Below are 23,862 nucleotides of genomic sequence, written 5' to 3'. Positions count from 1 at the left end.
CAATATTCGGCACCCGATTGTGGTGCCGTTTTATTTTTTCGAACTCTGAAAATAAATCTTATAGGAATTTGAATCCACATGTTAGGTAGTCTATTCAAACGTATTTTAGGTAGCCGTAACGACCGAGTTATTCGCGGAACCCGCAAGCTAGTTGATCGTATCAACGGTATGGAAGCTGATTTAGAAAAGCTGAGTGAAGAAGAGCTGCGTGCAAAAACTGGTGAATTCAAGGAGCGCTTAGCGCAAGGCGAAACCATCGAGAGTATGTTGCCAGAAGCCTTTGCGGTGGCTCGTGAAGCGAGCAAGCGGACACTCGAAATGCGGCCGTTTGATGTGCAGCTAATCGGTGGCATTATCTTGAATGAACATCGCATCGCCGAAATGCGTACCGGTGAAGGTAAAACCCTAACTGCGTTGCTACCTGCATACTTAAACGCGTTAACCGGCCGTGGCGTGCACATTATTACTGTGAACGATTATCTTGCGCGCCGTGATGCTGAATCTAGCCGCCCGTTCTTTGAATTCTTAGGTTTAACTGTAGGTGTGAACGTTGCGGGTATGCGCCCGAATGATAAGAAAGACGCCTACGCCTGCGATATTTTGTACGGCACCAACAATGAATTTGGCTTCGATTATTTACGCGATAACATGGCGTTCACGAAAGACGAGCGAGTACAACGCGATTTGTACTATGCGATTGTCGATGAAGTGGATTCTATCTTAATTGATGAAGCGCGCACGCCATTGATTATCTCAGGACCAGCAGAAGATTCTTCAGATCTTTATCGCCGCATCAACGCATTGGTGCCGCAATTGAAGCGTCAGCCAGAAGAGCTAGCCGATGATGCAGAGCCAGGCGATTTCACTATCGATGAGAAAGCACGGCAGTTATACCTTACTGAGCACGGCCAAGAGCACATTGAAGAGATGCTGCAAGAAAATGGCTTGCTTTCCAGTGAAGATTCTTTGTATTCCGCAACCAACATCTCATTATTGCACCACGTGAATGCTGCGTTACGCGCGCATCACTTGTTCCATCGTGATGTTGATTACATCGTAAAAGATGATGAAATTATCATTGTTGATGAGCACACCGGCCGTACGATGGAAGGGCGCCGTTGGTCTGAAGGCTTACACCAAGCGGTTGAAGCAAAAGAAGGCGTAAAAATTCAGAACGAGAACCAAACCCTGGCTTCTATTACCTTTCAGAATTACTTCCGCCTCTACGATAAATTAGCGGGCATGACAGGTACTGCCGATACGGAAGCATTCGAATTCCAATCTATTTATGGTTTGGAAACGGTAGTGGTACCTACTAACAAAACCATGATTCGGGATGATCATCCTGATTTAATCTTCTTAACGGGTGAAGAAAAGTACGCCGCAATTATTGAAGATATCCGCGAACAACGTGATGCAGGCCGGCCTATTTTAGTAGGTACAAGCTCAATTGAAAGCTCTGAGCTGGTAGCCCGTTTATTGAAGAAAGAAAAGATTAAACACAAAGTTCTAAACGCGAAATTCCACGCTCAAGAAGCGGAAATCATCGCCCAAGCTGGTCAGGCAGGTGCGGTTACTATCGCTACGAACATGGCAGGCCGTGGTACCGATATCGTATTGGGCGGTAGCTGGCAGGCTGAAATTGCAGCCATCGAAGAGCCTACCGATGCGCAAATTAGTGATATTCGCAACAAGTGGCAAGAACGCCATAACGCGGTAATCGAGGCAGGCGGCTTGCATATTATTGGTACTGAGCGTCATGAATCACGCCGTATCGATAATCAGCTTCGGGGTCGTGCGGGTCGTCAAGGCGATCCAGGTTCCTCACGTTTCTACTTGTCGTTAGAAGATAGCTTAATGCGCATCTTTGCCACCGAACGCATGGGTACCATGATGAAACGCCTGGGCATGAAACCTGGCGAAGCGATTGAGCATCCATGGGTAACAAAAGCGATTGAGAATGCACAACGTAAAGTTGAAGCGCGCAACTTTGATATTCGTAAGCAATTACTTGAATACGATGATGTAGCGAACGATCAACGGAAAGTGGTATACGAGCAGCGCAACGAATTGCTTGATGGTGATGATATTAAAGATACCATCAGCGTTATTCGTGAAGACGTGATGAATCGCGTTATTGATGAATATATTCCACCGCAATCGCTTGAAGAAATGTGGAACATCGAAGGCTTAGAAGATCGTTTACGTGCTGATTTCGATCTCGATTTGCCAATTCAAAAATGGCTCGATGAAGACGATAAGCTGTTTGAAGAATTACTTCGCGAGAAAATTCTTGAAGAAGTAGTGAACGCATACGATGAGAAAGAGAAGCAAGTTGGCGAAAAAGTACTTCGTCACTTCGAAAAAGCTGTGATGCTACAAAGCTTAGATTCCCATTGGAAAGAACATTTGGCAGCTATGGATCACCTGCGCCAAGGTATTCACTTGCGTGGTTACGCAAACAAGAATCCAAAACAAGAATATAAGCGTGAAGCCTATAACTTGTTCACGGATATGCTCGAAGCGCTAAAAACTGAAGTAATCAGCATTTTAAGTAAAGTGCGCGTACGTGCCGAAGAAGATGTTGAGCAGATGGAAGAGAAGCGCCGGCAAGCTGAGCAATCAGCGCCACGTGAATTCCAGCACGAAAGTGCACCTGGCTCAGCTGATGCAAGCACGAGTAGCGATGGCCAGCAGGTAGTTCGCGATGGTGAGAAAGTTGGCCGTAACGAACCATGTCCATGCGGCTCAGGTAAAAAATACAAGCATTGCCACGGTAAGCTTGCTTAACCCTTTCCGAGAATGTCGGAAATGCTTGAGAGGAGTGGCAGTTGCCAGAAGCAAAGCAAGTTCATGTAGCGGTTGCGGTGGTGATAAACACCACCGCTCAAGTGCTCATTAGTAAGCGTGCAGAACATCAGCATCAAGGTGGTTTGTGGGAGTTTCCCGGCGGCAAAGTTGAAGCGGGTGAAACCTTACTAAGCGCATTGGATCGTGAGCTGCATGAAGAGCTCAATTTACATGTTGATAGCGCTGAGCCGTTATTGAGCGTAAGCCATAATTATGGTGATAAGCAGGTGTTGTTAGATGTGTGGCAGGTAACACGCTTTCACGGCGAGGTGCAGGCCAACGAGGGCCAACAGTGGCTCTGGGCTGATATAACGAAGTTACAATCACTTGATTTTCCGGCCGCGAATGTGCCAATTCTTGAGGTTGTTGAAAAGCTGCTAGCGCGAGGTTAGCAGCTTTTTGTTTTAAAACTCGTCGTCTTGATTTGTGGGTAGCGGCAATTCATCGCCAGGAATACGTTTTTCTTCCGAGGCCCATTCACCTAAATCAATCAGTTTGCACCGTTCACTGCAGAATGGGCGGAACTCAGATTCGGCACCCCAAACCACAGTTTTTTCGCAAGTTGGGCAAGCTACAGTGATAGGTTTTGCTTTCGACATCAAATTACTTCCTTACAAACAACGCGGTTTATAAACAACGCGCCAATTCAAAATTTACAGCTTCTTGGTATGCAGCACGTTCACTCGTTCCGGCATGCATGAAGCGAATATTATACCGTTGCCGGTGCCCACTGATAAGCGGATAAATAGCTAATTCGGCCGGAACACGAACCCGCAGCATCGATAATTTCTCTTCGTTACCTAACCAATTGCCATTTTCAGCAACCAGCGGTGTGAAATTGGTTTGCTCGCGTAGCATGGTCATTTCCATCGCCAAAGCATCACGTAGCACACTGAGTTGTTCGAGCCAGGTGTGCGCATCGTGCCTGCGATCGGCAGCGCTGGTTTGTAGCCAATACTGGAGATCAGGCAATTCGTTATGGCATTGGCCACCCATAATACCCATGCGTTGGCGAATATTGCCGAGTAAACGATGATCACGCAGGGCATAACCAAACTTACGGCCTTCACAAAGCGCCTGTAAAATACCACGAACATCTTGGTGAATTTCTTGCAAGCGCCGTTGATCAACATCGGGGTGGTTAAAAAAGGCTAGTAATTTCGCTTCTCGGCGCTCGAGATCTTTAATTAAATCAGCGCGAGTATCAGTGCGGTCGAGTAAATCTAGAAGGTTAAATAAACCACCAAAAAACAATGGGTAATTTACTGGCGTAACTTGCTCAGCAGCAAGTTCCAGTTGGTCGAGCAGTGCTTCGATACGTAAATATACCCGAACCCGCTCTTCTAACGGATGTTCGTACGTTTTCCAGGCCATTTTCTTCTTCTAATTAGTGAAACAATCCCCATGATAACGAGTCAGTTACCGAGTGCAATGATTTTTCAAAATGTTAACTTGTAATTTAAACATGCAACGGCTTGATCTGGCATTAATTTACCTTAACTTAATGCTAAATATTGCGCATGTAGTTGCTGTACTTTCGGTGCTAATGCCGACGTATCGCCGCTATTATCAATAACATCATCGGCTCGCTTTAACCGCTCTTCCCGGCTCATTTGTGCCGCAATTATAGCTTCTATCTGGCTCTGCGCTACACTATCGCGTTGCTGGGTGCGTTTGAGTTGCAGGGCTTCGGGAATGTCCACCACCAGTACGCGTTGGCATAGCTTATCCAAGCCATTTTCCAGCAGTAGAGGTGCTGAAAGCATAACATAAGGCGATGTTGCCGCTTCTAGTTGATGTAAGATTTCATCTCGAATAGCCGGGTGCATCTGTGCGTTCAGCCATTCCTTTGCAGCGCTATCGGCAAAAATAATTTCCCGTAGCCGAGCGCGAACCAACTGCCCGGAAGCATCAAGAATATCGAGGTTATAATGATCTGCGAAATGGTCAGCAATAGTGGTCAGTAGAGGCGAGCCCGGCGCGATAACCTCGCGGGCAATGACATCGGCATCAACTACAGCAATGCCAAGCTCTTGGAACAGATTAGTAACCGTTGTTTTTCCAGAGCCAATGCCGCCGGTTATGCCGATCACGATCATAGCGCGAAACTCCAATACCAACGATAAATTGGCTCAGCGTAGAACAAGGCAATACCGCCAGCAACGGCGAGGAAGGGGCCAAATGGCATGGGGTTATCTTGGTTATGTTTGCGCAAAGTAATCATCAAGATACCGTACGCGGCGCCCACCAAAGAAGACAGCAAAACAACAATGGGTAGCGCTTGCCAGCCGAGCCAGACACCAAGCACGGCAAGCAACTTGAAATCGCCGTAGCCCATACCTTCTTTGCCGGTAACCAACTTAAATAACCAATACACCGACCATAAAAACAAGTAACCGGCTGCGCCGCCGATAATGGCATCAGTTGGGCCTACCGGCAGAACGTGAATACTTAAAATCAGACCAAGCCATAATAATGGCAGGGTGATCTGGTCTGGCAGCAGCATGGTTTCGGCATCAATAAGCGTAAGCAACAGCAATGCATATAAAAACAAGGCGAAAGCGATAGCTTGGTAAGTGAAGCCAAACTGTGTAACCGCAGCTAATGTGAGCAGTGCAGAAACCGCCTCGGTAATCGGATAACGCAAAGAAATATGAGTATTACAGCTGCGGCAGCGGCCCATTTGTACGAGATAGCTAATAAGCGGAATGTTCTCGAACCAGCGCAAGCCGTGGCCGCATTTTGGGCAGTGTGATGCAGGATAAGCCAAATTAAAGCGTTTCTTCTCGTTTGCGGGCGATTCGTTAGCGTGTTCTTTGCTGGGAAACGCGGCTGCGCATTCATCGCGCCATTGTTGTTCCAGCATACGCGGCAGACGGGCCACGATAACGTTGCCGAAGCTACCAAAAACGAGGCCAAACAATGCGGCAAACAAAAAGCCAACCCATGGATATACCTGAAAAATTTCTGCCACTTTGTTCTCCTTTTAAAGCACTATCTTACCGCACAGTTTGCCCTAGCTGGAAGAGCGGTAAGTAGAGCGCTAGCAATAACACTAAAACCACTACGCTCACCAGAATCAACACAACAGTTGGCAGAATTTGCGTTACTCGTTGCTGTTGATTATCAAGCGTTAGCGTAACCTGTTTCATAGCAAACTGTAACTGTCGTGTAAGCTGGCCACTTTGTTCGCCAGCTGCAATGGCTTGCAATAATAAATCGGGCAAATTGCTTACTGCCAAGGTTTGGCTGAAAGTAAGCCCTTGGCTTAAGCCCGTACTGGCGTGTTGCCATTGTTGCCGCCAATAACCGCTGGCTGAATGTTCGGCCACTAATTCACAGCTTTGTTGCAAAGGAATCGCGCTCTCAGTTGCGAGTATTAGCATATCGAAATCATGCAATAAGTGCTGCTGGCAAAGCCAATTGCCAACAATAGGAAGCTGATAGATATTTAGGCAATGTCTCGGATTACCCACCCAGTGCTGAAACCGATAACGAATAAAAACAAACAGTGTGCCGAATACTGCTAATCCGGCCAATAGCCGTTGTTGTGTTTCGCGCGTTTCAAGTTGCATTAATGTTTGCGTAATTGCCGGTAACGTTACATCGAGTTGCGTATAAATGGCAGCAAAACGAGGCAGTAGAAAAAACACCATAGATAATAACGTTATTGCGGCTACGCCAAGTACAATAAGCGGATAACGTAAGGCATCGCGCATTTGTTTATTTCGCGCCTTTTCCGCTTCCATGGTACTGATTAGCCCCTGCAATACATCGGGCAAGCGTCCGGTGGTTTCTCCTACTTCTATCCATGCACATACTTCAGCCGAAAATAAATGTGGGTATCTGGCCATTGCATCCGCGATACCGCTTCCTTGGGCTAGGGCTTGCATCACGCCCACGCAAGCTTCAGCTTGCGCTTCGGTTTGGCTATTTCGCTGTAAATGTTGCCATGCTAGTTGTTGGTCAAAGCCCGCTTCAAGCAAGCTTTGCCATTGGAATAAAAAGCCCGGCAAGAATTGCCGGGAATGCCGAAACCCGATTTTCTTCGGTAATTTCGACAGGGAACGAACATAAATTTGCTGCAGATAAAGCTGCTGCTTAGCGACCGCTTCCGTTTTCGCTTCAATAATACCTTTTTGCGGGCCTTGCTCTGCGTGCAGCCCTTGCCAGTGAAACCATGCCATAGAAATCCTTTTTTCTGGCTGTTATTACTTATCAGATACGCTCTTGCTATGAGCATGCAGCTCCGTGTTATCGAGGCTGTGTTGCAAGTTTTGCCAATAGTTTTCGTGGCGCGGCCCCATAAGCAGTGCCGAACGCAGCTCATCACGCATAGGTTGTAGGGTAAATATGCCGCGGCGCTGCTGGCCTACGGTAAGTAAGCGCTGATTCACTAAAAGCTGCCAACACGCCGCTAATTGATAATTATCGATACCCAATTGCTGTAACCGAATAATTGCGCTTAATGGTTGGCTGGCGTGCAGAGTTGCGAGCACCAAATGACCTGTTTGTGCGGCTTGCACTGCAATTTGCGCAGTTTCTGCATCACGAATCTCGCCTACCATGAGTACATCAGGATCTTGCCGTAACATTGCGCGTAGTGCCGTTGCAAATGTTAGCCCCACATTAGGTTTAATCGGTACTTGGTTTACGCCGGTAAGCGTTACTTCAACGGGATCTTCAACCGTGGCGATGTTCTTTGCTTGTGCTGCGAGAATTTGCAGCATGGCATAAAGCGTTCGGGTTTTACCACTTCCCGTGGGGCCAGTTACGAGAATTAGGCCTTCGGGGCTTTTTAAAATTTGCTGAATCATTTTTAGTTGTTCAGGCAGTAACCCCAGTGCGTGTAGCGGCAAGGCTTCTTGTTCGCTCAGTTGTAAGCGCAGCACCATTTTTTCGCCGTGCAATGTGTTCAGCGTATTGATGCGGCAATCAACGCCGGTTCCTGTCTTGGTGTTGGGAGCTAAAAGCTGTAATCGACCATCTTGCGGTAAACGGCGTTCGGTTGTATCAAGGCCTGCCGCGGTTTTCAGCGCCGCAATTATTCGAATGCCTTCAGCAACATTGAGGTTTTGAATGGGCTCCAGCAAACCTAAGCGGCGGCCACGCCAGCGATATGCATTGGCTTGCGCTTCTAAATGTAAATCAGAAACGCCCCGTTCGGCATGCTGGCAAATAAATTCGGCAATATCTGCGTTTAACGAATGCACGATATTTACCCCTCGCTATCCGCAACACAGTGCGGAATGCGCATGCCAATACCGTCGTTATCGCCAAAATCAGAGCACGCAACCACCCACTGCAATTGAGTGGCTGTAGCTGCCGGGCGCAGTTCAACCATAAGCGGGTTGCCTTCGCGATCATTTACCATCAGCGTGGCTCGTATCGAACCCGGCACCGAGCCGGGTGAAATAGCACTGATACCTGTGGGTAGAGGTTCTTCTACTGCCGGAATACCGCGTTGCCCAAAGGCGGTGCAGGGGCTTAATGAACCTTCCATTTGCCAACAAATATTAATGGCTGTTTGCCAAGGCTGTAGGCTCATGATCGCAGTGCTCGCTCTGGCGCGCTGGGTGTAATCTGTGTAAGCGGGCACGGCAAACGAACTAAGCACACCAATAATGGCCACCACAATCATTAGTTCGATAAGGTTGAAACCGGATACCCGGTGAAAAGCGTTCATGTGCAACTCCTTTTGCAAAACAAGATGCAAAAGTAATAGCCGCAAATTAAGTTAGGGTAAAGTCACGCCACCCAAATTCAGCAATAGCTGAAAAAGAAATCGGGGTCGTTGACGTGAAGCTCTGGCACCTACAAGGTGCCAGAGCTTCACGTCAACGACCCCATCTTCTTCCCGCAGCCCTGCGGGTGTTAAATGCTGGTAACGCGCAGCGATAAATCCAGTGCGTGTATATGTTTGGTGAGAGCGCCCGACGAAATATAATCGACGCCAGTAGCGGCATATTTGGCGAGTTGATCCGCGGTTACATTGCCTGAAACCTCGAGCTTGGCTCGGCCACGAGTAAGGCCTACCGCGGTTTCAATATCACTCATGCTGAAATTATCCAACATAATAACATCAGCACCGGCCGCTAAAGCTTGCTCAAGCTCCGCTAAACTCTCGGTTTCTACCTCAACCAACAGCCCAGGTTCATTCTGACGCGCAGTAGCTACAGCCTTATCAATCCCGCCACAAGCTGCGATATGGTTTTCTTTAATTAAAAACGCATCGTGCAAGCCAATGCGGTGATTCGCACCGCCGCCACAGGCCACCGCATACTTTTGCGCCAAACGCAGGCCGGGAATGGTTTTGCGGGTATCCAGTAACTGGGTATTGCTACCTTCTAAATGTACTACTGCGTTTGCCACTGCGGTGGCCGTAGCCGATAACGTTTGTAGGAAATTCATAGCCGTACGTTCACCGGTAAGTATCACCCGTGCTGGGCCCGATAACGTGCAAAGTTCCTGATTCGCGTGCACGGCTGAGCCATCGGCAACATGCCACGTAATCGTTACGCTATCACCAAGCTGCGCAAACACCTCGTCTACCCATGCTAAACCGCAAATAACACCGGGCTCACGCGTAATTAATCGTGCCGTAGCTTGCTGATCAGCGGGGATAAGGTTGGCAGTAATATCGGCACTGGCATCAGCAACACCACCTAAATCTTCGGCCAAAGCAGCGGTTACTTGCTGCGGAATCGATTGGCGCAATGAATCGCTCATGTTGGCTGGGTTTTGCATTGGCTACTACTACCTTTATCGTGTGTGAAAAATATTAAGTTATTGCCGAATTGTGAGAATTTGATTCCGTTGGCTGAACTCTAAGCTTCGCAAAGCGCTCATGCCCAGTAAAATATGCTCGCTATCGTAATCCGGAACAATAGTGGCGGCAATATTATACAGGCGAATTTCGCCAAGTTGCAGCTCTGAAACTTCAGTTTGAAATGCATCCGCTATACCATTGGCCGTGCGCACTTGAATGCGCGTGCCTTGCGTAAGCCCAAGTGCCTGCGCCAGTTGCCCCGGAACCGCTACTTGCGTGGCGCCGGTATCCAGTAAAAAGGTAACTTCGCGGCCATTAATGAAACCATTCGCCATATAGTGACCACGCGAGTTCTGTTTTAAGGTAACTACCGCTTCACCGTTTTCTTGATAGCTAACCACTTGTTGATTCGGATTTTCTTTCTTTTGTAGAAAGTTCTCGAACCCCCAATACAACACAAACAGGGCTGCTATCCAGGCAAACCAAGAGAACCATCGGCCTATTTGCCCACTTGAATCGTTTGAACTTGGCATAAGAGTTTGTCCCTCACTTTACCTTTTCACTTTAAATACGGATACTGAGCACCACGAATAGAAGCATAGTAACAAGAGAACCCATTGGAACGGAAACGATAGAGGCTCCCCGTGCTAAATTTGCAAGCGCACCGATTAACACCTGTAACTTGGCAATGCTCACCGCATGCAGATGAGCGGCCCGATAGCCACGATATAAGCCTGCTGGTGGTGCATGGTATCAGTTTGCCTGAGGGCGAATTTGGTGGCCCCTACATCAATGATTTGTTTCTCGGCTGCCTCGATTGTAATGCCCACCCAAACTTTGCCATTCTAGAGGGATTACGAGTTTCGGCGCATTGTTTGATCAGGCGCGATGGCGAAATTATTCAATATGTTGATTTCAACCGCCGAGCTTGGCATGCCGGCGTTTCGAGTTGGCAAGGGCGCGAGCGCTGCAACGATTATTCAATTGGCATTGAACTTGAGGGAACCGATTCCACACCCTACACTAAACAACAGTATCAAGCATTGGCCGAAGTAACCCGAGTTTTACAACAGCATTACCCAGCAATCACGAACGAACGCATTGTTGGGCATGAAGACATCGCGCCAGGCCGGAAAACAGATCCAGGCCCGGCGTTTGATTGGCAACAATACCGCGCCCTTATAACGAAAACAGCGCGCACATAACACGCACTCGAGCAACGTTACCCAATACGTGCAAGTGCAATAGAGGAATAAACAACATGATGGTGTTTTCACTATTTATCGCTTTAATTTTAGAGCGATTACGCATAACTCCAGAAGCTTGGAAGCTTGATCCTATCGCTGAACGTTGGGATACCTGGTTGAATGAAAAAGATGATATCAATCGCTGGCGCAACCACGATTTATTCGGACCATTATTGTTAGTAGCGCCGGCTATTTTGTTAGCCATATTAATGTGGCTCAACTACAGCGTACTTGCAGCGGTATTGGTAAACATTGTGGTGCTTACATTGGTTATCGGTTGCCGTTTGCAACGTACGGCGTTACGTCAATATTTTCTCGCCGCTAAACGGGGCGATAACGAAGAAGTTGCAGTTCATGCGGAAGCACTGAAATATCACCCCGATGAAAGCCTAAGCACTGGCCAACAGCTGGTTTGGCTAAACTTCCGCTTTTATGCGGCGGTATCTATTTGGTTTATCTTGTTGGGTGCGCCAGGCGCTTTAGCGTATGGTTTGTTGCGTTCGCGCGCCGATATGTTTCCAAAAGTGTTGGCGTGGGTGGAATGGTTACCATTGCGTATCTGTGCGTTTGGCTATGTGCTCGTTGGCCATTTCTCAAAAGCGATGCCGGTTTGGTTAAAAGTAGTGCCAGAAGGCATTGAAAACCCACCACAACAATTAATCGAAGTAGCGGTTGCCGCTGAAGAAGTGCCAGAAGATGCTGAAAACAATTGGGCAGAAGCCGAAGTGTTGGTGAACCTAGTGCGCCGAAATATGATTCTAATTCTGGTTATCGTAGCATTTGCTACCTTATTAGGGTGGGTGGTATGACCAATATGGTCACCTATAAATTTGGCTTCAGAGAAAATAAGCGATATAATTAACACTAATGGTAAATTGGTATTACCAATTTATAGGTTTAATTTGGAAGCGAGCGCTAACCTCTAGATATTGGGCTAGTGCTTGAATCGCTTAACGGAAAGTAAATGATTCAACGTGTGGCACAAACTAAGTTATCAGATGTTATCGTTTCGCAAATCGAATCGATGATTGTTGATGGCACTTGGGCGGCCGGTGAACGTTTACCCTCAGAGCGTGATTTAGCCACGAAATTTCATGTGTCGCGGCCATCATTGCGTGAAGCGATTCAAAAACTGGAAGCAAAAGGTTTGGTTTCTCGTCGCCAAGGTGGCGGAACCTTTGTCAGTAATGCGCTGGATCAGCAAGTGCGCGAGCCGTTATTCGAGCTGCTTGCACGGCACCCAGAATCACAGTTTGATTTATTAGAATTTCGCCACGCTATGGAAGGTGTTTCTGCATTTTATGCAGCGATGCGTGGCACCGATTCTGATTTACAACACATTGCCGATAGCTTTGCCGCCATTGCCGCGAAACGCGCGCAACCGGAAGCTGAGCAAGTACATACTATTGCTGAACAAGCTGAAGCGCTGATGGTGTTCTACACCAGCATCGCCGAAGCTTCGCACAATGTAGTGCTACTGCATTTAGTGCGCGGTATGCGCGAATTATTGCAAGAAAATATGCGCCGCAATCTAGAAGTGCTTTCTGAGCGTAGTGATGTACGAGAACAACTTCATATCCATCGGCAAGCAATTGTTGATGCAATTATTGCAAGAAAGCCAGAACAGGCACGCGATGCGTGCCATCAGCATTTGGCGTATATAGAAAAAACTTTGTTACACCTGAATCGGGAACACACCCGGCTGCAACGTTCGTTGCGGCGGAGTGAACCTTTATCGACTCCAATGGAGAAGTAAGGAACCAGTATGGCAGATTTAGATCAGCACGATATCGACCAGCAAGAAACCCAGGAATGGCTAGATTCACTTGAAGCCGTTCTTGATGCTGAAGGCCCTGAGCGGGCGCATTTCATTCTTGAGCAATTGATTGATAAGGCGCGCCGCAGCGGTGCATATCTGCCATATCAGCCAACTACGGCGTATTTAAATACTATTCCGGTAAGCCAAGAGCCAGTAATGCCAGGCGATCACACCATGGAAGCGCGTATTCGTGCCGCTATCCGTTGGAACGCATTGGCCATGGTTTTGCGCGCATCGAAAAAAGATCTTGAACTTGGCGGCCACATTTCGAGCTTTGCTTCTTCAGCCATGCTTTACGATGTTGGTTTTAACCACTTCTTCCGGGCACCCGGCGAAGATGGCGGCGATTTCTTGTTTATCCAAGGCCACGTTTCTCCGGGTATCTATGCGCGTGCTTTCTTAGAAGGCCGTATTACCGAAGATCAAATGAATAAATTCCGCCAAGAAGTAGATGGCGATGGCCTGTCTTCGTATCCGCATCCGAAGTTGATGCCAGATTTCTGGCAATTCCCAACGGTTTCCATGGGCCTAGGCCCAATGCAGGCGATTTATACTGCGCGGTTCTTAAAATACCTTACCGATCGCGGCATTAAAGATTGCTCGAAACAGCGTGTTTATTGCTTCTTAGGCGATGGCGAGGTAGATGAGCCAGAAAGCTTAGGTGCGATTGGCTTAGCCACCCGCGAAGGCCTCGATAACCTAACCTTTATCGTGAACTGTAACTTGCAGCGCCTTGATGGCCCAGTGCGTGGTAACGGTAAAATTATCCAAGAACTGGAAGGCACATTCCGTGGCGCCGGTTGGGAAGTAATTAAAGTAATTTGGGGCCGCTATTGGGATCCATTGTTATATCGCGATACCGAAGGCAAGCTTGCTGAAATTATGCAAACCAGCGTAGATGGTGAATACCAAAACTACAAAGCTAAAGGTGGCGCTTACACCCGGGAAAAATTCTTCGGCAAAACCGAAGAAACCAAAGCGATGGTAGCGAATATCTCTGATGAAGATATTTGGCGCTTAAACCGTGGTGGCCATGATCCAGTGAAAGTTTACGCCGCTTATCATAAAGCCGTAAACACCAAAGGCCGGCCACAGGTTATCTTAGCGAAAACCGTAAAAGGTTACGGTATGGGTGCTGCGGGTGAAGGTAAAAACGTAGCGCACCAAGTGAAGAAAATGGATATCGAAGCAATTAAACACTTCCGCGATCGCTTCAATATTCCAATTAAAGATTCTGATTTGGAAGATATCCCATTCTATCGCTTCCCAGAAGATAGCGATGAAATGAAGTACATGAAGGAACGCCGCGAGAAGCTCGGTGGCTTTATGCCAGTGCGTTTAGCGGAAACCGACAAAGAGCTAGATGTACCAAGCTTGAAAGCTTTCGATTCCGTGTTAAAAGGCAGTGGCGATCGGGAAATTTCTACCACCATGGCGTTTGTACGTGTACTTACCGCCATGCTGAAAGATAAGAAGATTGGTTCGCGTGTAGTGCCAATTATTCCTGATGAAGCCCGTACTTTTGGTATGGAAGGTTTGTTCCGTCAGGTAGGTATTTACTCAAGCCAAGGCCAGAAATATACCCCGCAAGATGCCGATCAAGTGGCTTATTATCGTGAAGATAAGAAAGGCCAGGTATTGCAAGAAGGTATTAACGAATTAGGCGCTATGGCCTCGTTCGTAGCGGCAGGTACTAGCTACTCCACCAATAACGAACCGATGATTCCGGTATACATCTATTACTCGATGTTCGGTTTCCAACGCGTGGGCGATTTAGTTTGGGCCGCAGGCGATAGCCAAACCCGTGGTTTCTTAGTAGGCGGCACCGCCGGCCGAACCACACTGAATGGCGAAGGCTTACAGCACCAAGATGGCCATAGTTTATTGCACTTTGGCACCGTGCCAAACTGCATCAGCTACGATCCAACGTACGGCTATGAAGTAGCTGTTATCGTGCAAGATGGCTTGCGCCGGATGTTCGCTGAGCAAGAGAATGTGTTCTATTACATCACCGTAATGAACGAAAACTACAAACAACCAGAAATGGCTGAAGGCGTTGAAGAAGGCATTCTGCGCGGTATTTACAAGCTGGATCAGGTGAAAGCGAAGAAAGCGAAAGCAAAAGTACGTTTATTGGGTTCAGGCACCATTTTGCAGCAAGTGCGCGCAGCAGCGAGCATTTTGGCTGAGAAATATGATGTTGATGCCAGCGTATTCAGTGCTACCTCGTTTAACGAGCTGGCGCGCGATGGTTTAGATGTTGAACGTTACAACATGCTGAACCCAACCAAGAAAGAGAAGAAAGCATTTATTACATCAGTGCTGGAAAAAGAAGAAGGCCCAGTAATTGCAGCTACCGATTACATGAAACTTTATGCCGATCAGGTTCGCGCATGGGTGCCAGGTAGTTACCGTGTGCTCGGCACCGATGGCTTTGGCCGCTCGGATAGCCGCGAAAACTTGCGCCGTCATTTTGAAGTAAATGCTGAGTATATTGTTGTAGCCGCTCTTAGCGAGTTGGCAAAAGCAGGTGATATCGATAAGAAAATAGTTGCACAAGCAATTAAAGAATTCGGTATCGATGTAGATAAAGCAAACCCACTCTACGCATAAGGAGAACATGATGGCTGATGCAAAAGAAGTTCTAGTTCCCGATGTAGGTGGGGAAAGCGTTGAAGTTATCGAAGTATTGGTAAGTGAAGGCGATAGCATAGAAGCAGAAGATTCGCTGGTAACTGTTGAGAGCGATAAAGCCTCGATGGATATTCCAGCGCCTTTCGGTGGCAAAGTAAAAAGCCTGAAAGTGAAGGTTGGCGATAAAATTAGTGAAGGTGATTTGCTGGCGCTAATGGAAGCGGCTGATGATGCTGGGTCTGACAACGATACTGATGAAAAATCATCCGAAAAGAACTCAAATGAGGATTCAGGATCCTCAAGTGAGGAGAGCAAGAGTTCAGACGAGGAAAAGCCTAAGTCAAATGAAGGTGATGATTCCTCAAATGAGTCTGAGAAAGATGATTCGAAATCTGCCAGCAAAAAGAAATCGTCCGGTGGCACGCAAACTATTGAAGTAAACGTGCCCGATATCGGTGAATCAGGTGAGGTTGAAGTAATTGAAGTGTTAGTTGCCGAAGGCGATGAGATTTCAGAAGAAGATGGCCTGATTACGCTTGAAACCGATAAAGCCACCATGGATGTGCCTAGCCCGAAAGCCGGTAAAGTGAAGAGCTTGAAAGTGAAAGTGGGCGATAAAGTGAAAGAAGGCTCGCTCGTGCTTGAACTAGAAATCGCTGGCGAGGATGATGGTGAGGAAGAAGCTGCTAGTTCTGATTCTAGCTCTGAAAAGAAAGAAGAGAAGAGCTCTAAAAGCGATTCTGATTCTAAAGACGAGAAGAGCGAAAGTGATTCCAGTAGCCGCAGCGAACGCGATTCTGGTAGCAGAAAAGAACCACCAGTGCCTGATCATCCGCTAGGCCGCAAAGGGAAAGACGATGCCTTAGTGCATGCGTCACCTGCTGTGCGCCGCGTAGCGCGTGAGTTTGGCGTAGATCTTAGCCGTGTTTCTGGTACCGGCCCGAAAAACCGCGTGTTGAAAGAAGATGTGCAAGAGTTTGTGAAATACGAACTTTCGCGCCCGAAAGCTTCTTCTGCACCGGCTTCAGGCGGCACTGGAGGCCTGCAAGTCATTGCCCAGCCGAAAGTTGATTTCAGCAAGTTTGGTGAAATTGAAGAAGTAGAAATGTCCCGCATTCAGCGTTTATCGGGGCCAAATCTACATCGCAACTGGGTAACCATTCCGCATGTAACGCAATTTGATGAAGCGGATATCACCGAGCTCGAGAAATTCCGGAAGGGTGAGAACGAACAACTGGCGAAGAAAAAAGCCGATGTGAAGTTCACGCCGCTGGTATTCATCATGAAAGCGGTGGCCAAAGCGTTAGCAGAATTCCCAGAGTTCAATTCTTCGTTGCACGAAGATGGCGAACACTTGATTCTGAAAAAATACATCAATATTGGTATTGCCGTAGATACGCCGAAAGGCCTAGTAGTGCCAGTTATCCGCGACGTGGATAAGAAAGGCATTGTTGAGCTTTCTCGCGATTTGGCTGATGTTAGTATTCGTGCCCGCGATGGCAAGCTAAAATCTGCCGATATGCAGGGCGGCTGTTTCTCAATCTCAAGTTTAGGTGGCATTGGTGGTACGGCGTTTACGCCTATCGTAAATGCACCAGAAGTAGCTATTCTCGGGGTATCGAAAAGCGATATGAAACCGGTATGGAATGGAAAAGAGTTTGAGCCACGGTTAATGCTGCCACTGAGCCTTTCCTATGATCACCGGGTAATTGATGGTGCATTAGCGGCGCGGTTCTCGGTGTATTTGGCCGGTGTGCTTTCCGATATCCGGAAAATTATACTCTAAACAAGACGTACCGAGGATTTCTCGGTACAATACTGCGCAAATTTGAGCGCGAATTTGAATTTTATTTTTGGCGCAGCAGTTAGCGAACAAATAGGGGTTATCATGAGCAACGAAATTAAAACACAGGTTGTAGTTCTTGGCGGAGGCCCAGGTGGTTATTCAGCCGCTTTCCGTGCAGCCGATTTAGGTTTGGAAGTAGTGATTGTTGAACGTTACAACGTGTTAGGCGGTGTTTGTTTGAACGTGGGTTGTATCCCTTCAAAAGCCCTGCTGCACCTTGCCAAGCATATCGATGATGCCAAGCATTTAGGTGATGCGGGTGTTGCTTTCACTGCGCCGAAAATTGATTTAGATAAAATTCGTGCACATAAAGAAAAAGTGGTGAGCCAGCTTACCAACGGCCTTGGCCAAATGTCGAAAATGCGCAAAGTGAAAGTGGTTACCGGTACCGGTGAATTCACGGGCGCGAACGAACTTAAAGTAACTGGCGATGAAGAAACCGTTATCAAATTTGATAACGCCATTATTGCTGCCGGTTCAAAACCTGTTGAATTGCCATTTATCCCACATGAAGATGAGCGTATCTGGGATTCAACCGACGCGTTAGAAATGCCGTTCATTCCAAAGAAAATGTTGCTTTTGGGCGGCGGTATCATTGGTTTAGAAATGGGCTGTGTGTATAGCGCATTAGGCTCGAAGCTAGATGTAGTTGAGTTCATGGACCAGCTAATTCCAGCGGCTGACAAAGATTTGATTAAAGTTTTCACCAAAGCGATGAAATCGAAGTTCGATAACATCATGCTGGAAACGAAAGTAACTAACGTTGAAGCGAAGAAAGATGGCATTCACGTTACCTTCGAAGGCAAAAACGCACCAGAAAAACCAGTGAAATACGATGCGGTGTTAGTGGCTGTTGGCCGTACACCAAATGGCGATAAGCTGGGTGCCGATAAAGCCGGCATTAATGTAACCGATAAAGGTTTCATTGAAGTTGATAAGCAAATGCGCACGAACGTTGACCACATTTTCGCTATCGGCGATATCGTTGGCCAGCCAATGCTTGCGCACAAAGCGGTACACGAAGGCCACGTTGCTGCCGAAGTAATTTCTGGCAAGAAACACTTCTTCGATCCGAAAGTAATTCCTTCAATTGCCTATACCGATCCAGAAGTTGCATGGGCAGGTTTAACCGAGAAAGAAGCGAAAGAGCAAGATATCGCCATTGAAACCGCCGTGTTCCCATGGTCGGCTTCAGGCCGTGCTATTGCTTCTGGCGCAACGGATGGCTTTACGAAACTTATTTTCGATAAAGAAAGCCACCGCATTCTTGGCGGCGCTATTGTAGGTTCGCACGCAGGTGAGCTACTTGGCGAAATCTGCCTAGCCATCGAAATGGGTGCCGATGCCGAAGATATCGCATTAACCGTGCACGCCCACCCAACATTGCACGAATCAATTGGCTTGGCTGCTGAAGTAATGGAAGGCTCTATTACTGATATGCCAAACAAGAAAGCTAAGAAAAAGTAATTTTTAGCTTTTAGCGATAATCAATAGCTGCGGAGGGCAAATGCCAATGCCGCGGCATAGAAGAAAGGCCTATCATGGTGCAAACCTTGATAGGCCTTTTTTATTGCTCCGCGACCCGTTTGTAGCGCTATTCGCGCATGCACAATTAGCCGCAACCCAATTCTCGTTATCAACTTGCCTCGCTACAAAAAAAATCGTAATGTTAAGCAATTGTAAATTAAACAACCCAGATAATGAGCACCGCTGCCGGAGATAATGCGCACGCACATTATCTGCAATCAACAAGCACGCTCACTTTCACATCGAAAAATACAGGGATGCACCTCATTTTATTATTTAATTTCAATGCCTTGTATGTGTTTAAACGACCTGCCATGCGCCGCTAAGTGTTCGGGCGTTATATATAAATGTTATATGTACCTAGAGTATGGTGTTTTAAATTAAATGGAATTACTAAAATCGCTAAAGTTAAACCTTATTGGGTTCTTTGTTATTTCATCAATATGCGCGTTATGGGCTGAAATCTATTTTCAGGTTTCCTTATCTTCATCTTTTTGGGTGTATGCCGCAGAAAAGGGTGAATTAATACCAATGCTCAAGATGTTGTTTTACCCGTGGGTAGGCTTCCCTTTTTTATTTTTAGCGTTTTATTTAAAATTCAGAAAAGACAATGGCAAAAAATACATATAACAAACAATTCAACAGGACAAAAAACAATTGGTTTTGCTCCTGCGTCGCCAATTTTAACCAACTATTTTTTGCCTGTTAATGTGGGCGTTATACCTAGAGAGGGCTCATGCAGACTATTTACGACATGATACAAGAAAGCCCTGCGTTTTATGCTTGGGCTTTTGGATTGGTCAATCTGGCATGGGGCCTCTTTACCTATTTTAATAAGCAGCGTCATGACCGAGAACTAAGGCACCTAGAACAAGATCTTCGGTTCAATGCTGACCGGAGACTCAAGCTATTTGATCTAAAAGCTACGCAATACAGCCAGTACGTTACGGATCTTGATTCATTAGGAAAGAAGAACCAGGTCGAGATACCCAGTCGAATGCAGCCTATTTTCGATAAGTATTTTCAGGATTATTTAGCTGCATCGGAAGCTGCTGACGAAGAGCAACAAAGAAAGACAATAGGGTGGCTTGGATCTCAGGTGTCAGAAATTATGCAAGAGAGCCTACAAGACGTGATGAAGCTGAAGTATGAGTCCAACAGGCTGAAACTGATCGCAACTGATCAAATGCTGACCACGTTTGAAATTATCGAAAAACTAAATCAAGAAATATTCGATATAACAAATACCTATATGTCTCAGTTTACTGAAATAGTAAAACACCAAAAGACAGAGGAAACTGAGCTTTTCCAGAAAGAGGCAACTAGACTGGGTGAAGAGCTGCAAACGCAGTCTCGTAAACTATTGAGTCAAATGCGGCAAGAAATCAACGAAATTTAGTATAACAATGCAATGCACTCGACAAGCGCGTGATTGCGGCGTTAGGCTTTCATGTTAGTAACAGGTATTACGCAAGGAAGTAGATGAATAAAACAACATATCTCGGCGTAACATTAGCCTATAGAAGATTTTCGATGTCTACTTGGAAAACGGAAAGTCTTCTTGATCTTGGTGTGGTTGGAATCAATGAGAAAGTTGATGGAACCTATACCGACCTGCTTGGAAAGCTTGAAGACGTTAAAGGCATTCCAGGCCCAAAGCCCAAGTCGTTTGAGCCTCAACTTGAAACAAAGAAATCAAAGGATGGAAATATTGAGCTCACAATGGACGCAAGATCTGCAAATTTTATTAAAAAAGCTATCGAAGCTGACAGAAAGCGCCATGATGATCTCAGGTTCTTTTTATATTCAAATATATTTGTCAGTGTATGGGGCGCCTTTGAAACTTATAGCCAAATGCTATTTGAGGAGATCTTGACCAGTAAGCCGGAAATGCTCAAGAGTAATGAGGTCATTACACTAAATGATGTGATTTCGAATAGAAGCTCTATTGTAGAGATGTTGGTTGAGAAACAGGTTGAAACAATCGGTCACTTTAAGATTGATGAGTTGCTTAAATACTATAAAAATAAGGTTAACTATTCTCCAACACCTGTTCAAACTCGTAAAATTAAAGATTACTACTTTGTGAGAAATGTTATTGCTCACAAATCAGGAATAATTAGGGAGTCCCAGCGAGGAAAGTTGCCTTCAGGTATTAAAATTTCAAGTGATGAAATACAGCTATCAGAGGCATTTCTCAAGAGAGCTATTAAAGACATCGAGAAAATTGTCAAAGATATAGAGCTTGTTATCGAAGATAAATTCTTCAAAAAGCCTAACAAGTCAAGCAAGAAGGACGCGCAAAAAGCGCGCGCCTCTTCTTGAGGCGTTAGATGCCCTTAGACCGAGAGGCCAATCATGGATGTAACAAAGAAAAAATTAGAAGATGCTGCTGCGAAAAATATAATTTCACTGCAGCAAGCAGATGCTCTCTACGAGTTTTTGGGTGCTCAATATCAAGATGTTCCAAGATTTACTTTTACTCACGTTCTCTATTATCTTGGTGGGCTTATCGCTATAGGGGCCATGACTCTCTTCATGAATCTTGGTTGGGAATCCTTTGGTGGCGCAGGAATATTTTTTATATCTCTTCTTTATGCTGGTGTAGGTTTTAGATTTTCTAGCTCGTTTGCAGCGAAGAGCATGGCTATTCCAGCCGGCATTTGCGCAACATTTGTCGTTTGTTTAACGCCATTAGCAATCTATGGCCTGCAGCAATGGTTAGGGGTCTGGCCTGACGAAAGTGTATATAGAGATTACCACAGATATATAAAGTGGCATTGGCTATATATGGAGTTGGGTACGCTAGCCGTGGGAGCTGTTTTTGCCTGGAAGTACAAGTATCCTTTTTTGATCATGCCAATTGCCGTAACTTTTTGGTACATGACAATGGACATAACAGCGATGATTTCTGGTGGGGATATTACATGGGAATTAAGGAAGTTGGTTTCCCTGTATTCGGGGGTACTAATGATAAGCCTAGCGTTTTGGATTGATGTTCGCTCACATAAAAAAGCCGACTACGCTTTCTGGGTTTATATTTTCGGTGTGATTGCCTTCTGGGGCGGCTTATCTTCTCAACACTCAGATAGCGAACTGTCAAAATTCATATATTTCTGTATTAATCTATTAATGATAGGTATAGGCGTGTTGTTGATTCGTAGGGTGTTCGTTATTTTTGGTGCTCTCGGAAGTTGTGGTTATCTGGGGTATCTGGCGTCTGACGTTTTTAAAGATAGCTGGTTGTTTCCTGTCGCTTTAACGGCTATTGGGCTCGGCATTATCTATTTTGGAGTACTTTGGCAAAAGCATGAAAAATCTATCACTGAAAAGTCGCGGCTACTACTTCCAGATCCGTTAAGAGAACTACTGGAGGCAAAGTAGTGAGACCGCGTCTAACAAGTGCGTCAATTAGGACGCTCGCAGGCTCGCGCCTATTACGCAGGCGTTATGTTCGCTGAGGAGAGTCAGTGTTACGAGGAATAAATCATATTACTATTGCAGTAAGTGACCTTGAACGTTCGTTGGAGTTCTATACGCGTCTATTAGGAATGAAGGCACATGTCAGCTGGGATAGTGGGGCATATCTGAGCTTGGGGGCTACTTGGATTTGCTTGTCTTGTGACGAAGTGCATCCGAGCCAAGATTACTGTCACATCGCGTTTGATGTTTCCGAAGAGAATTTCGAACCAGTTACTAAAAAGCTTCGGGAAGCACATGTCGTTGAATGGAAACAAAATAGAAGCGAAGGACTTTCTTTATACTTGCTCGATCCTGACGGCCATAAATTGGAAATCCATAGCGGTAGCCTACAAAGTCGTTTGGAATCGTTGAAGTCTAAACCCTATCAAGGGTTAGTATGGCTATAAGCAAACATTACAAGTCAATTAACTGTGCGCCTGCGGCGCCGGACGCGCTAAAGCACGCCGGTTATTTCGGGCGTTATGCATTCGAAGGGTATTTGATGAAATTTCTGTTATTGATTGCTTTACTCTTATCAAGCGTGGTGGCTAGGGCTGAAAATTTGTGTCCCGTTAACGAGGATGTTGCGCCAGATATGCGTATAGCTGAGTCTGATCTTACGAAGGAACGTGCGGAGAAGGCTGCCGAAAAAGTGCAGGGCATAGTTTCAGGGGCGGACTCAAAATATGAATGGATTACCGTTCCAAATTCATTAAAGATAATTGAAGGGTATATATTGAAGCGCGACGCTCTTAATGCAGAAGGGGTAATGGCTCAATATCACAAATCTCAGTTTTGTGAGTTTATGAAAACTCAGGCGTGGTGGTACGACTAAATGCATAACCAAGCCATAAAATACGCTCCCTTCGGTCGCCGGACCTCGTTTCACTCGGCCGTTTATGGCGGGCGTTGATTTTTCAGTAATGCGTTACTGGAAGAGGTAGAAATAGATTCTTGGAATTACCTTAATGTTCAAAAGTAATAAGCTCCGCGTACTGGTAATCGCTATGTTCTTTATCGCGTTGGTCGTAGCTGCGATTTTCTGGAATTCCGCTCGTGAAGAGATTTATTTCCTGTGCGGTAATTTCTCTCAGGGCGTTGAAAAAACCAGTGTGGTGCGCCAATTAGATACCGCAAACTTATCAAGCTACGGGCAGGTTGCTACGGAAGATGGCTCGCGGATTGTATTTACCAGTAAGCTTAATCTTGGGGCCCACCAGTGCATCATTGAGTTTGATGGCAACGATCGGGTATTACGAGCTAGATACATGTAGAGTAGTGTTCTTAGCCGCAGAAATATTTGCTGCAGTTACTGTTATTCTTTTCTTATTGTGTAAACCCCGCATAGTAACAAAAAACAGCCCGACTCCTTTGCTGGGTATGCCGGGCTACCTTCCAAAATTTACAAACCAAAAATCTGAATCACACCAATTGCAATCAGATAAATAGCTACAACATAGTTCAAAAGCTTGGGCTTAATCAGTATCAAAACGCCGGCAATGATAGAGATCACGGGAATAAGCGTAATATGTAAGTTCATAATCCTTTCCTTCGATTGTTGTACTTCTTAGGGTTTACTTTATTAGTTACCTAGATCAGTGTATTCCTCCGATGAAACTGTAGCAGGCATTATCGAGCTAGCGCAAGCTGGCCTTGGAATAATCAATGCTCCATTCAATACCAGAACAATTCAAGATCCTTTATTTGG

At 46.1% G+C, this 23,862-nt stretch carries 24 protein-coding genes; 14 read left to right on the top strand and 10 right to left on the bottom strand.

Translation table 11 applies throughout. The annotated features are described in order from the left end of the window. Positions 1-78: 78 nt before the first annotated feature. Positions 79-2,790: a preprotein translocase subunit SecA gene (gene secA / locus CWE13_RS06090; protein ID WP_126806857.1), complete on the top strand. Its 2,712-nt coding sequence runs from the start codon at positions 79-81 to the stop codon at positions 2,788-2,790. Between the two features lie 41 nt (positions 2,791-2,831). Next, positions 2,832-3,242, top strand: a complete 411-nt coding sequence (mutT, locus tag CWE13_RS06085) for an 8-oxo-dGTP diphosphatase MutT (protein ID WP_126806856.1) — start codon at positions 2,832-2,834, stop codon at positions 3,240-3,242. 12 nt (positions 3,243-3,254) lie between these two features. On the opposite strand, the gene yacG is transcribed toward mutT, so the two are convergent. The 9 genes from yacG to CWE13_RS06040 form a co-directional block, all read right to left on the bottom strand. Beyond that, positions 3,255-3,449 (bottom strand): DNA gyrase inhibitor YacG, encoded by a 195-nt coding sequence (gene yacG, locus CWE13_RS06080; RefSeq protein ID WP_126806854.1) that lies wholly within the window; start codon positions 3,447-3,449, stop codon positions 3,255-3,257. 28 nt (positions 3,450-3,477) lie between these two features. Beyond that, entirely contained in the window at positions 3,478-4,224 is a 747-nt protein-coding gene (locus CWE13_RS06075) for a cell division protein ZapD (RefSeq protein WP_126806852.1), read from the bottom strand. Positions 4,225-4,346: 122 nt separating this feature from the next. Further along, positions 4,347-4,949: a dephospho-CoA kinase gene (gene coaE / locus CWE13_RS06070; protein ID WP_126806850.1), complete on the bottom strand. Its 603-nt coding sequence runs from the start codon at positions 4,947-4,949 to the stop codon at positions 4,347-4,349. Continuing rightward, on the bottom strand, positions 4,946-5,824 hold the full coding sequence (locus CWE13_RS06065; RefSeq protein ID WP_126806848.1) for a prepilin peptidase: 879 nt from the start codon (positions 5,822-5,824) through the stop codon (positions 4,946-4,948). The genes coaE and CWE13_RS06065 overlap by 4 nt, the downstream gene beginning before the upstream one ends. Before the next feature lie 25 nt (positions 5,825-5,849). Further along, the gene (locus tag CWE13_RS06060) at positions 5,850-7,037 is read right to left on the bottom strand and encodes a type II secretion system F family protein (protein WP_126806846.1); all 1,188 of its coding nucleotides are present in this window, start codon (positions 7,035-7,037) and stop codon (positions 5,850-5,852) included. Between the two features lie 24 nt (positions 7,038-7,061). Then, the gene (locus tag CWE13_RS06055) at positions 7,062-8,063 is read right to left on the bottom strand and encodes a GspE/PulE family protein (protein WP_157980936.1); all 1,002 of its coding nucleotides are present in this window, start codon (positions 8,061-8,063) and stop codon (positions 7,062-7,064) included. Between the two features lie 5 nt (positions 8,064-8,068). Next, entirely contained in the window at positions 8,069-8,536 is a 468-nt protein-coding gene (locus CWE13_RS12680; RefSeq protein WP_126806843.1) for a pilin, read from the bottom strand. Positions 8,537-8,724: 188 nt separating this feature from the next. Continuing rightward, positions 8,725-9,597 carry a carboxylating nicotinate-nucleotide diphosphorylase gene (gene nadC / locus CWE13_RS06045; RefSeq protein WP_126806841.1) on the bottom strand — a complete coding sequence of 291 codons (873 nt, stop codon included), beginning with the start codon at positions 9,595-9,597 and terminating at the stop codon, positions 8,725-8,727. A 39-nt stretch (positions 9,598-9,636) separates the two neighbouring features. Beyond that, positions 9,637-10,152, bottom strand: a complete 516-nt coding sequence (locus CWE13_RS06040; protein WP_126806840.1) for a retropepsin-like aspartic protease family protein — start codon at positions 10,150-10,152, stop codon at positions 9,637-9,639. Between the two features lie 111 nt (positions 10,153-10,263). Here CWE13_RS06040 and ampD point away from each other — a divergent pair, with 111 nt between their 5' ends. The 12 genes from ampD to CWE13_RS05980 all read left to right on the top strand — a co-directional run bounded on the left by ampD (position 10,264) and on the right by CWE13_RS05980 (position 23,428). After that, positions 10,264-10,824, top strand: a complete 561-nt coding sequence (gene ampD / locus CWE13_RS06035) for a 1,6-anhydro-N-acetylmuramyl-L-alanine amidase AmpD (RefSeq protein ID WP_126806838.1) — start codon at positions 10,264-10,266, stop codon at positions 10,822-10,824. A 56-nt stretch (positions 10,825-10,880) separates the two neighbouring features. Next, positions 10,881-11,675, top strand: coding sequence for a regulatory signaling modulator protein AmpE (gene ampE, locus CWE13_RS06030; RefSeq protein WP_126806836.1), 795 nt, complete (start codon positions 10,881-10,883; stop codon positions 11,673-11,675). A 155-nt stretch (positions 11,676-11,830) separates the two neighbouring features. After that, complete coding sequence (gene pdhR / locus CWE13_RS06025) at positions 11,831-12,622, top strand: pyruvate dehydrogenase complex transcriptional repressor PdhR (protein WP_126806835.1); 792 nt, start codon at positions 11,831-11,833, stop codon at positions 12,620-12,622. Positions 12,623-12,631: 9 nt separating this feature from the next. Then, positions 12,632-15,298 carry a pyruvate dehydrogenase (acetyl-transferring), homodimeric type gene (aceE, locus tag CWE13_RS06020; protein ID WP_126806833.1) on the top strand — a complete coding sequence of 889 codons (2,667 nt, stop codon included), beginning with the start codon at positions 12,632-12,634 and terminating at the stop codon, positions 15,296-15,298. Positions 15,299-15,308: 10 nt separating this feature from the next. Further along, positions 15,309-17,105, top strand: coding sequence for a dihydrolipoyllysine-residue acetyltransferase (aceF, locus tag CWE13_RS06015; RefSeq protein ID WP_126807336.1), 1,797 nt, complete (start codon positions 15,309-15,311; stop codon positions 17,103-17,105). Between the two features lie 102 nt (positions 17,106-17,207). Then, the gene (gene lpdA / locus CWE13_RS06010; RefSeq protein WP_126806831.1) at positions 17,208-18,632 is read left to right on the top strand and encodes a dihydrolipoyl dehydrogenase; all 1,425 of its coding nucleotides are present in this window, start codon (positions 17,208-17,210) and stop codon (positions 18,630-18,632) included. Positions 18,633-19,428: 796 nt separating this feature from the next. After that, a complete protein-coding gene (locus CWE13_RS06005) occupies positions 19,429-20,091 on the top strand; it encodes a hypothetical protein (protein WP_126806830.1) in 663 nt (220 codons plus the stop codon). Positions 20,092-20,174: 83 nt separating this feature from the next. Then, on the top strand, positions 20,175-21,017 hold the full coding sequence (locus tag CWE13_RS06000) for a hypothetical protein (protein ID WP_126806828.1): 843 nt from the start codon (positions 20,175-20,177) through the stop codon (positions 21,015-21,017). A gap of 33 nt (positions 21,018-21,050) precedes the next feature. Continuing rightward, positions 21,051-22,076: a DUF2157 domain-containing protein gene (locus CWE13_RS05995; protein ID WP_126806826.1), complete on the top strand. Its 1,026-nt coding sequence runs from the start codon at positions 21,051-21,053 to the stop codon at positions 22,074-22,076. Positions 22,077-22,162: 86 nt separating this feature from the next. After that, positions 22,163-22,561, top strand: coding sequence for a FosC2 family fosfomycin resistance glutathione transferase (locus CWE13_RS05990; RefSeq protein ID WP_126806824.1), 399 nt, complete (start codon positions 22,163-22,165; stop codon positions 22,559-22,561). Then, positions 22,552-22,989, top strand: coding sequence for a hypothetical protein (locus tag CWE13_RS05985; protein WP_126806822.1), 438 nt, complete (start codon positions 22,552-22,554; stop codon positions 22,987-22,989). The genes CWE13_RS05990 and CWE13_RS05985 overlap by 10 nt, the downstream gene beginning before the upstream one ends. Positions 22,990-23,122: 133 nt before the next feature. After that, positions 23,123-23,428 (top strand): hypothetical protein, encoded by a 306-nt coding sequence (locus tag CWE13_RS05980; protein ID WP_126806821.1) that lies wholly within the window; start codon positions 23,123-23,125, stop codon positions 23,426-23,428. 128 nt (positions 23,429-23,556) lie between these two features. On the opposite strand, the gene CWE13_RS05975 is transcribed toward CWE13_RS05980, so the two are convergent. Continuing rightward, on the bottom strand, positions 23,557-23,694 hold the full coding sequence (locus CWE13_RS05975; RefSeq protein ID WP_126806819.1) for a DUF3096 domain-containing protein: 138 nt from the start codon (positions 23,692-23,694) through the stop codon (positions 23,557-23,559). Between the last annotated feature and the right edge of the window lie 168 nt (positions 23,695-23,862).

The organism is Aliidiomarina shirensis, assembly GCF_003987345.1.
Taxonomy (GTDB): domain Bacteria; phylum Pseudomonadota; class Gammaproteobacteria; order Enterobacterales; family Alteromonadaceae; genus Aliidiomarina; species Aliidiomarina shirensis.
The sequence above is the reverse complement of the archived record's forward strand: the minus strand, read 5'-3'. Positions and strand labels throughout refer to the sequence as shown.

Excerpts from the sequence above, each read along its gene's own strand:
- secA (WP_126806857.1), top strand. The coding sequence starts at position 79 with ATGTTAGGTAGTCTATTCAAACGTATTTTAGGTAGCCGTAACGACCGA.
- yacG (WP_126806854.1), bottom strand. The coding sequence starts at position 3,449 with ATGTCGAAAGCAAAACCTATCACTGTAGCTTGCCCAACTTGCGAAAAA.
- CWE13_RS06075 (WP_126806852.1), bottom strand. The coding sequence starts at position 4,224 with ATGGCCTGGAAAACGTACGAACATCCGTTAGAAGAGCGGGTTCGGGTA.
- coaE (WP_126806850.1), bottom strand. The coding sequence starts at position 4,949 with ATGATCGTGATCGGCATAACCGGCGGCATTGGCTCTGGAAAAACAACG.
- CWE13_RS06060 (WP_126806846.1), bottom strand. The coding sequence starts at position 7,037 with ATGGCATGGTTTCACTGGCAAGGGCTGCACGCAGAGCAAGGCCCGCAA.
- CWE13_RS12680 (WP_126806843.1), bottom strand. The coding sequence starts at position 8,536 with ATGAACGCTTTTCACCGGGTATCCGGTTTCAACCTTATCGAACTAATG.
- nadC (WP_126806841.1), bottom strand. The coding sequence starts at position 9,597 with ATGCAAAACCCAGCCAACATGAGCGATTCATTGCGCCAATCGATTCCG.
- CWE13_RS06040 (WP_126806840.1), bottom strand. The coding sequence starts at position 10,152 with ATGCCAAGTTCAAACGATTCAAGTGGGCAAATAGGCCGATGGTTCTCT.
- ampE (WP_126806836.1), top strand. The coding sequence starts at position 10,881 with ATGATGGTGTTTTCACTATTTATCGCTTTAATTTTAGAGCGATTACGC.
- pdhR (WP_126806835.1), top strand. The coding sequence starts at position 11,831 with ATGATTCAACGTGTGGCACAAACTAAGTTATCAGATGTTATCGTTTCG.
- aceE (WP_126806833.1), top strand. The coding sequence starts at position 12,632 with ATGGCAGATTTAGATCAGCACGATATCGACCAGCAAGAAACCCAGGAA.
- aceF (WP_126807336.1), top strand. The coding sequence starts at position 15,309 with ATGGCTGATGCAAAAGAAGTTCTAGTTCCCGATGTAGGTGGGGAAAGC.
- lpdA (WP_126806831.1), top strand. The coding sequence starts at position 17,208 with ATGAGCAACGAAATTAAAACACAGGTTGTAGTTCTTGGCGGAGGCCCA.
- CWE13_RS06005 (WP_126806830.1), top strand. The coding sequence starts at position 19,429 with ATGCAGACTATTTACGACATGATACAAGAAAGCCCTGCGTTTTATGCT.
- CWE13_RS06000 (WP_126806828.1), top strand. The coding sequence starts at position 20,175 with ATGAATAAAACAACATATCTCGGCGTAACATTAGCCTATAGAAGATTT.
- CWE13_RS05995 (WP_126806826.1), top strand. The coding sequence starts at position 21,051 with ATGGATGTAACAAAGAAAAAATTAGAAGATGCTGCTGCGAAAAATATA.
- CWE13_RS05985 (WP_126806822.1), top strand. The coding sequence starts at position 22,552 with ATGGCTATAAGCAAACATTACAAGTCAATTAACTGTGCGCCTGCGGCG.
- CWE13_RS05980 (WP_126806821.1), top strand. The coding sequence starts at position 23,123 with ATGTTCAAAAGTAATAAGCTCCGCGTACTGGTAATCGCTATGTTCTTT.
- CWE13_RS05975 (WP_126806819.1), bottom strand. The coding sequence starts at position 23,694 with ATGAACTTACATATTACGCTTATTCCCGTGATCTCTATCATTGCCGGC.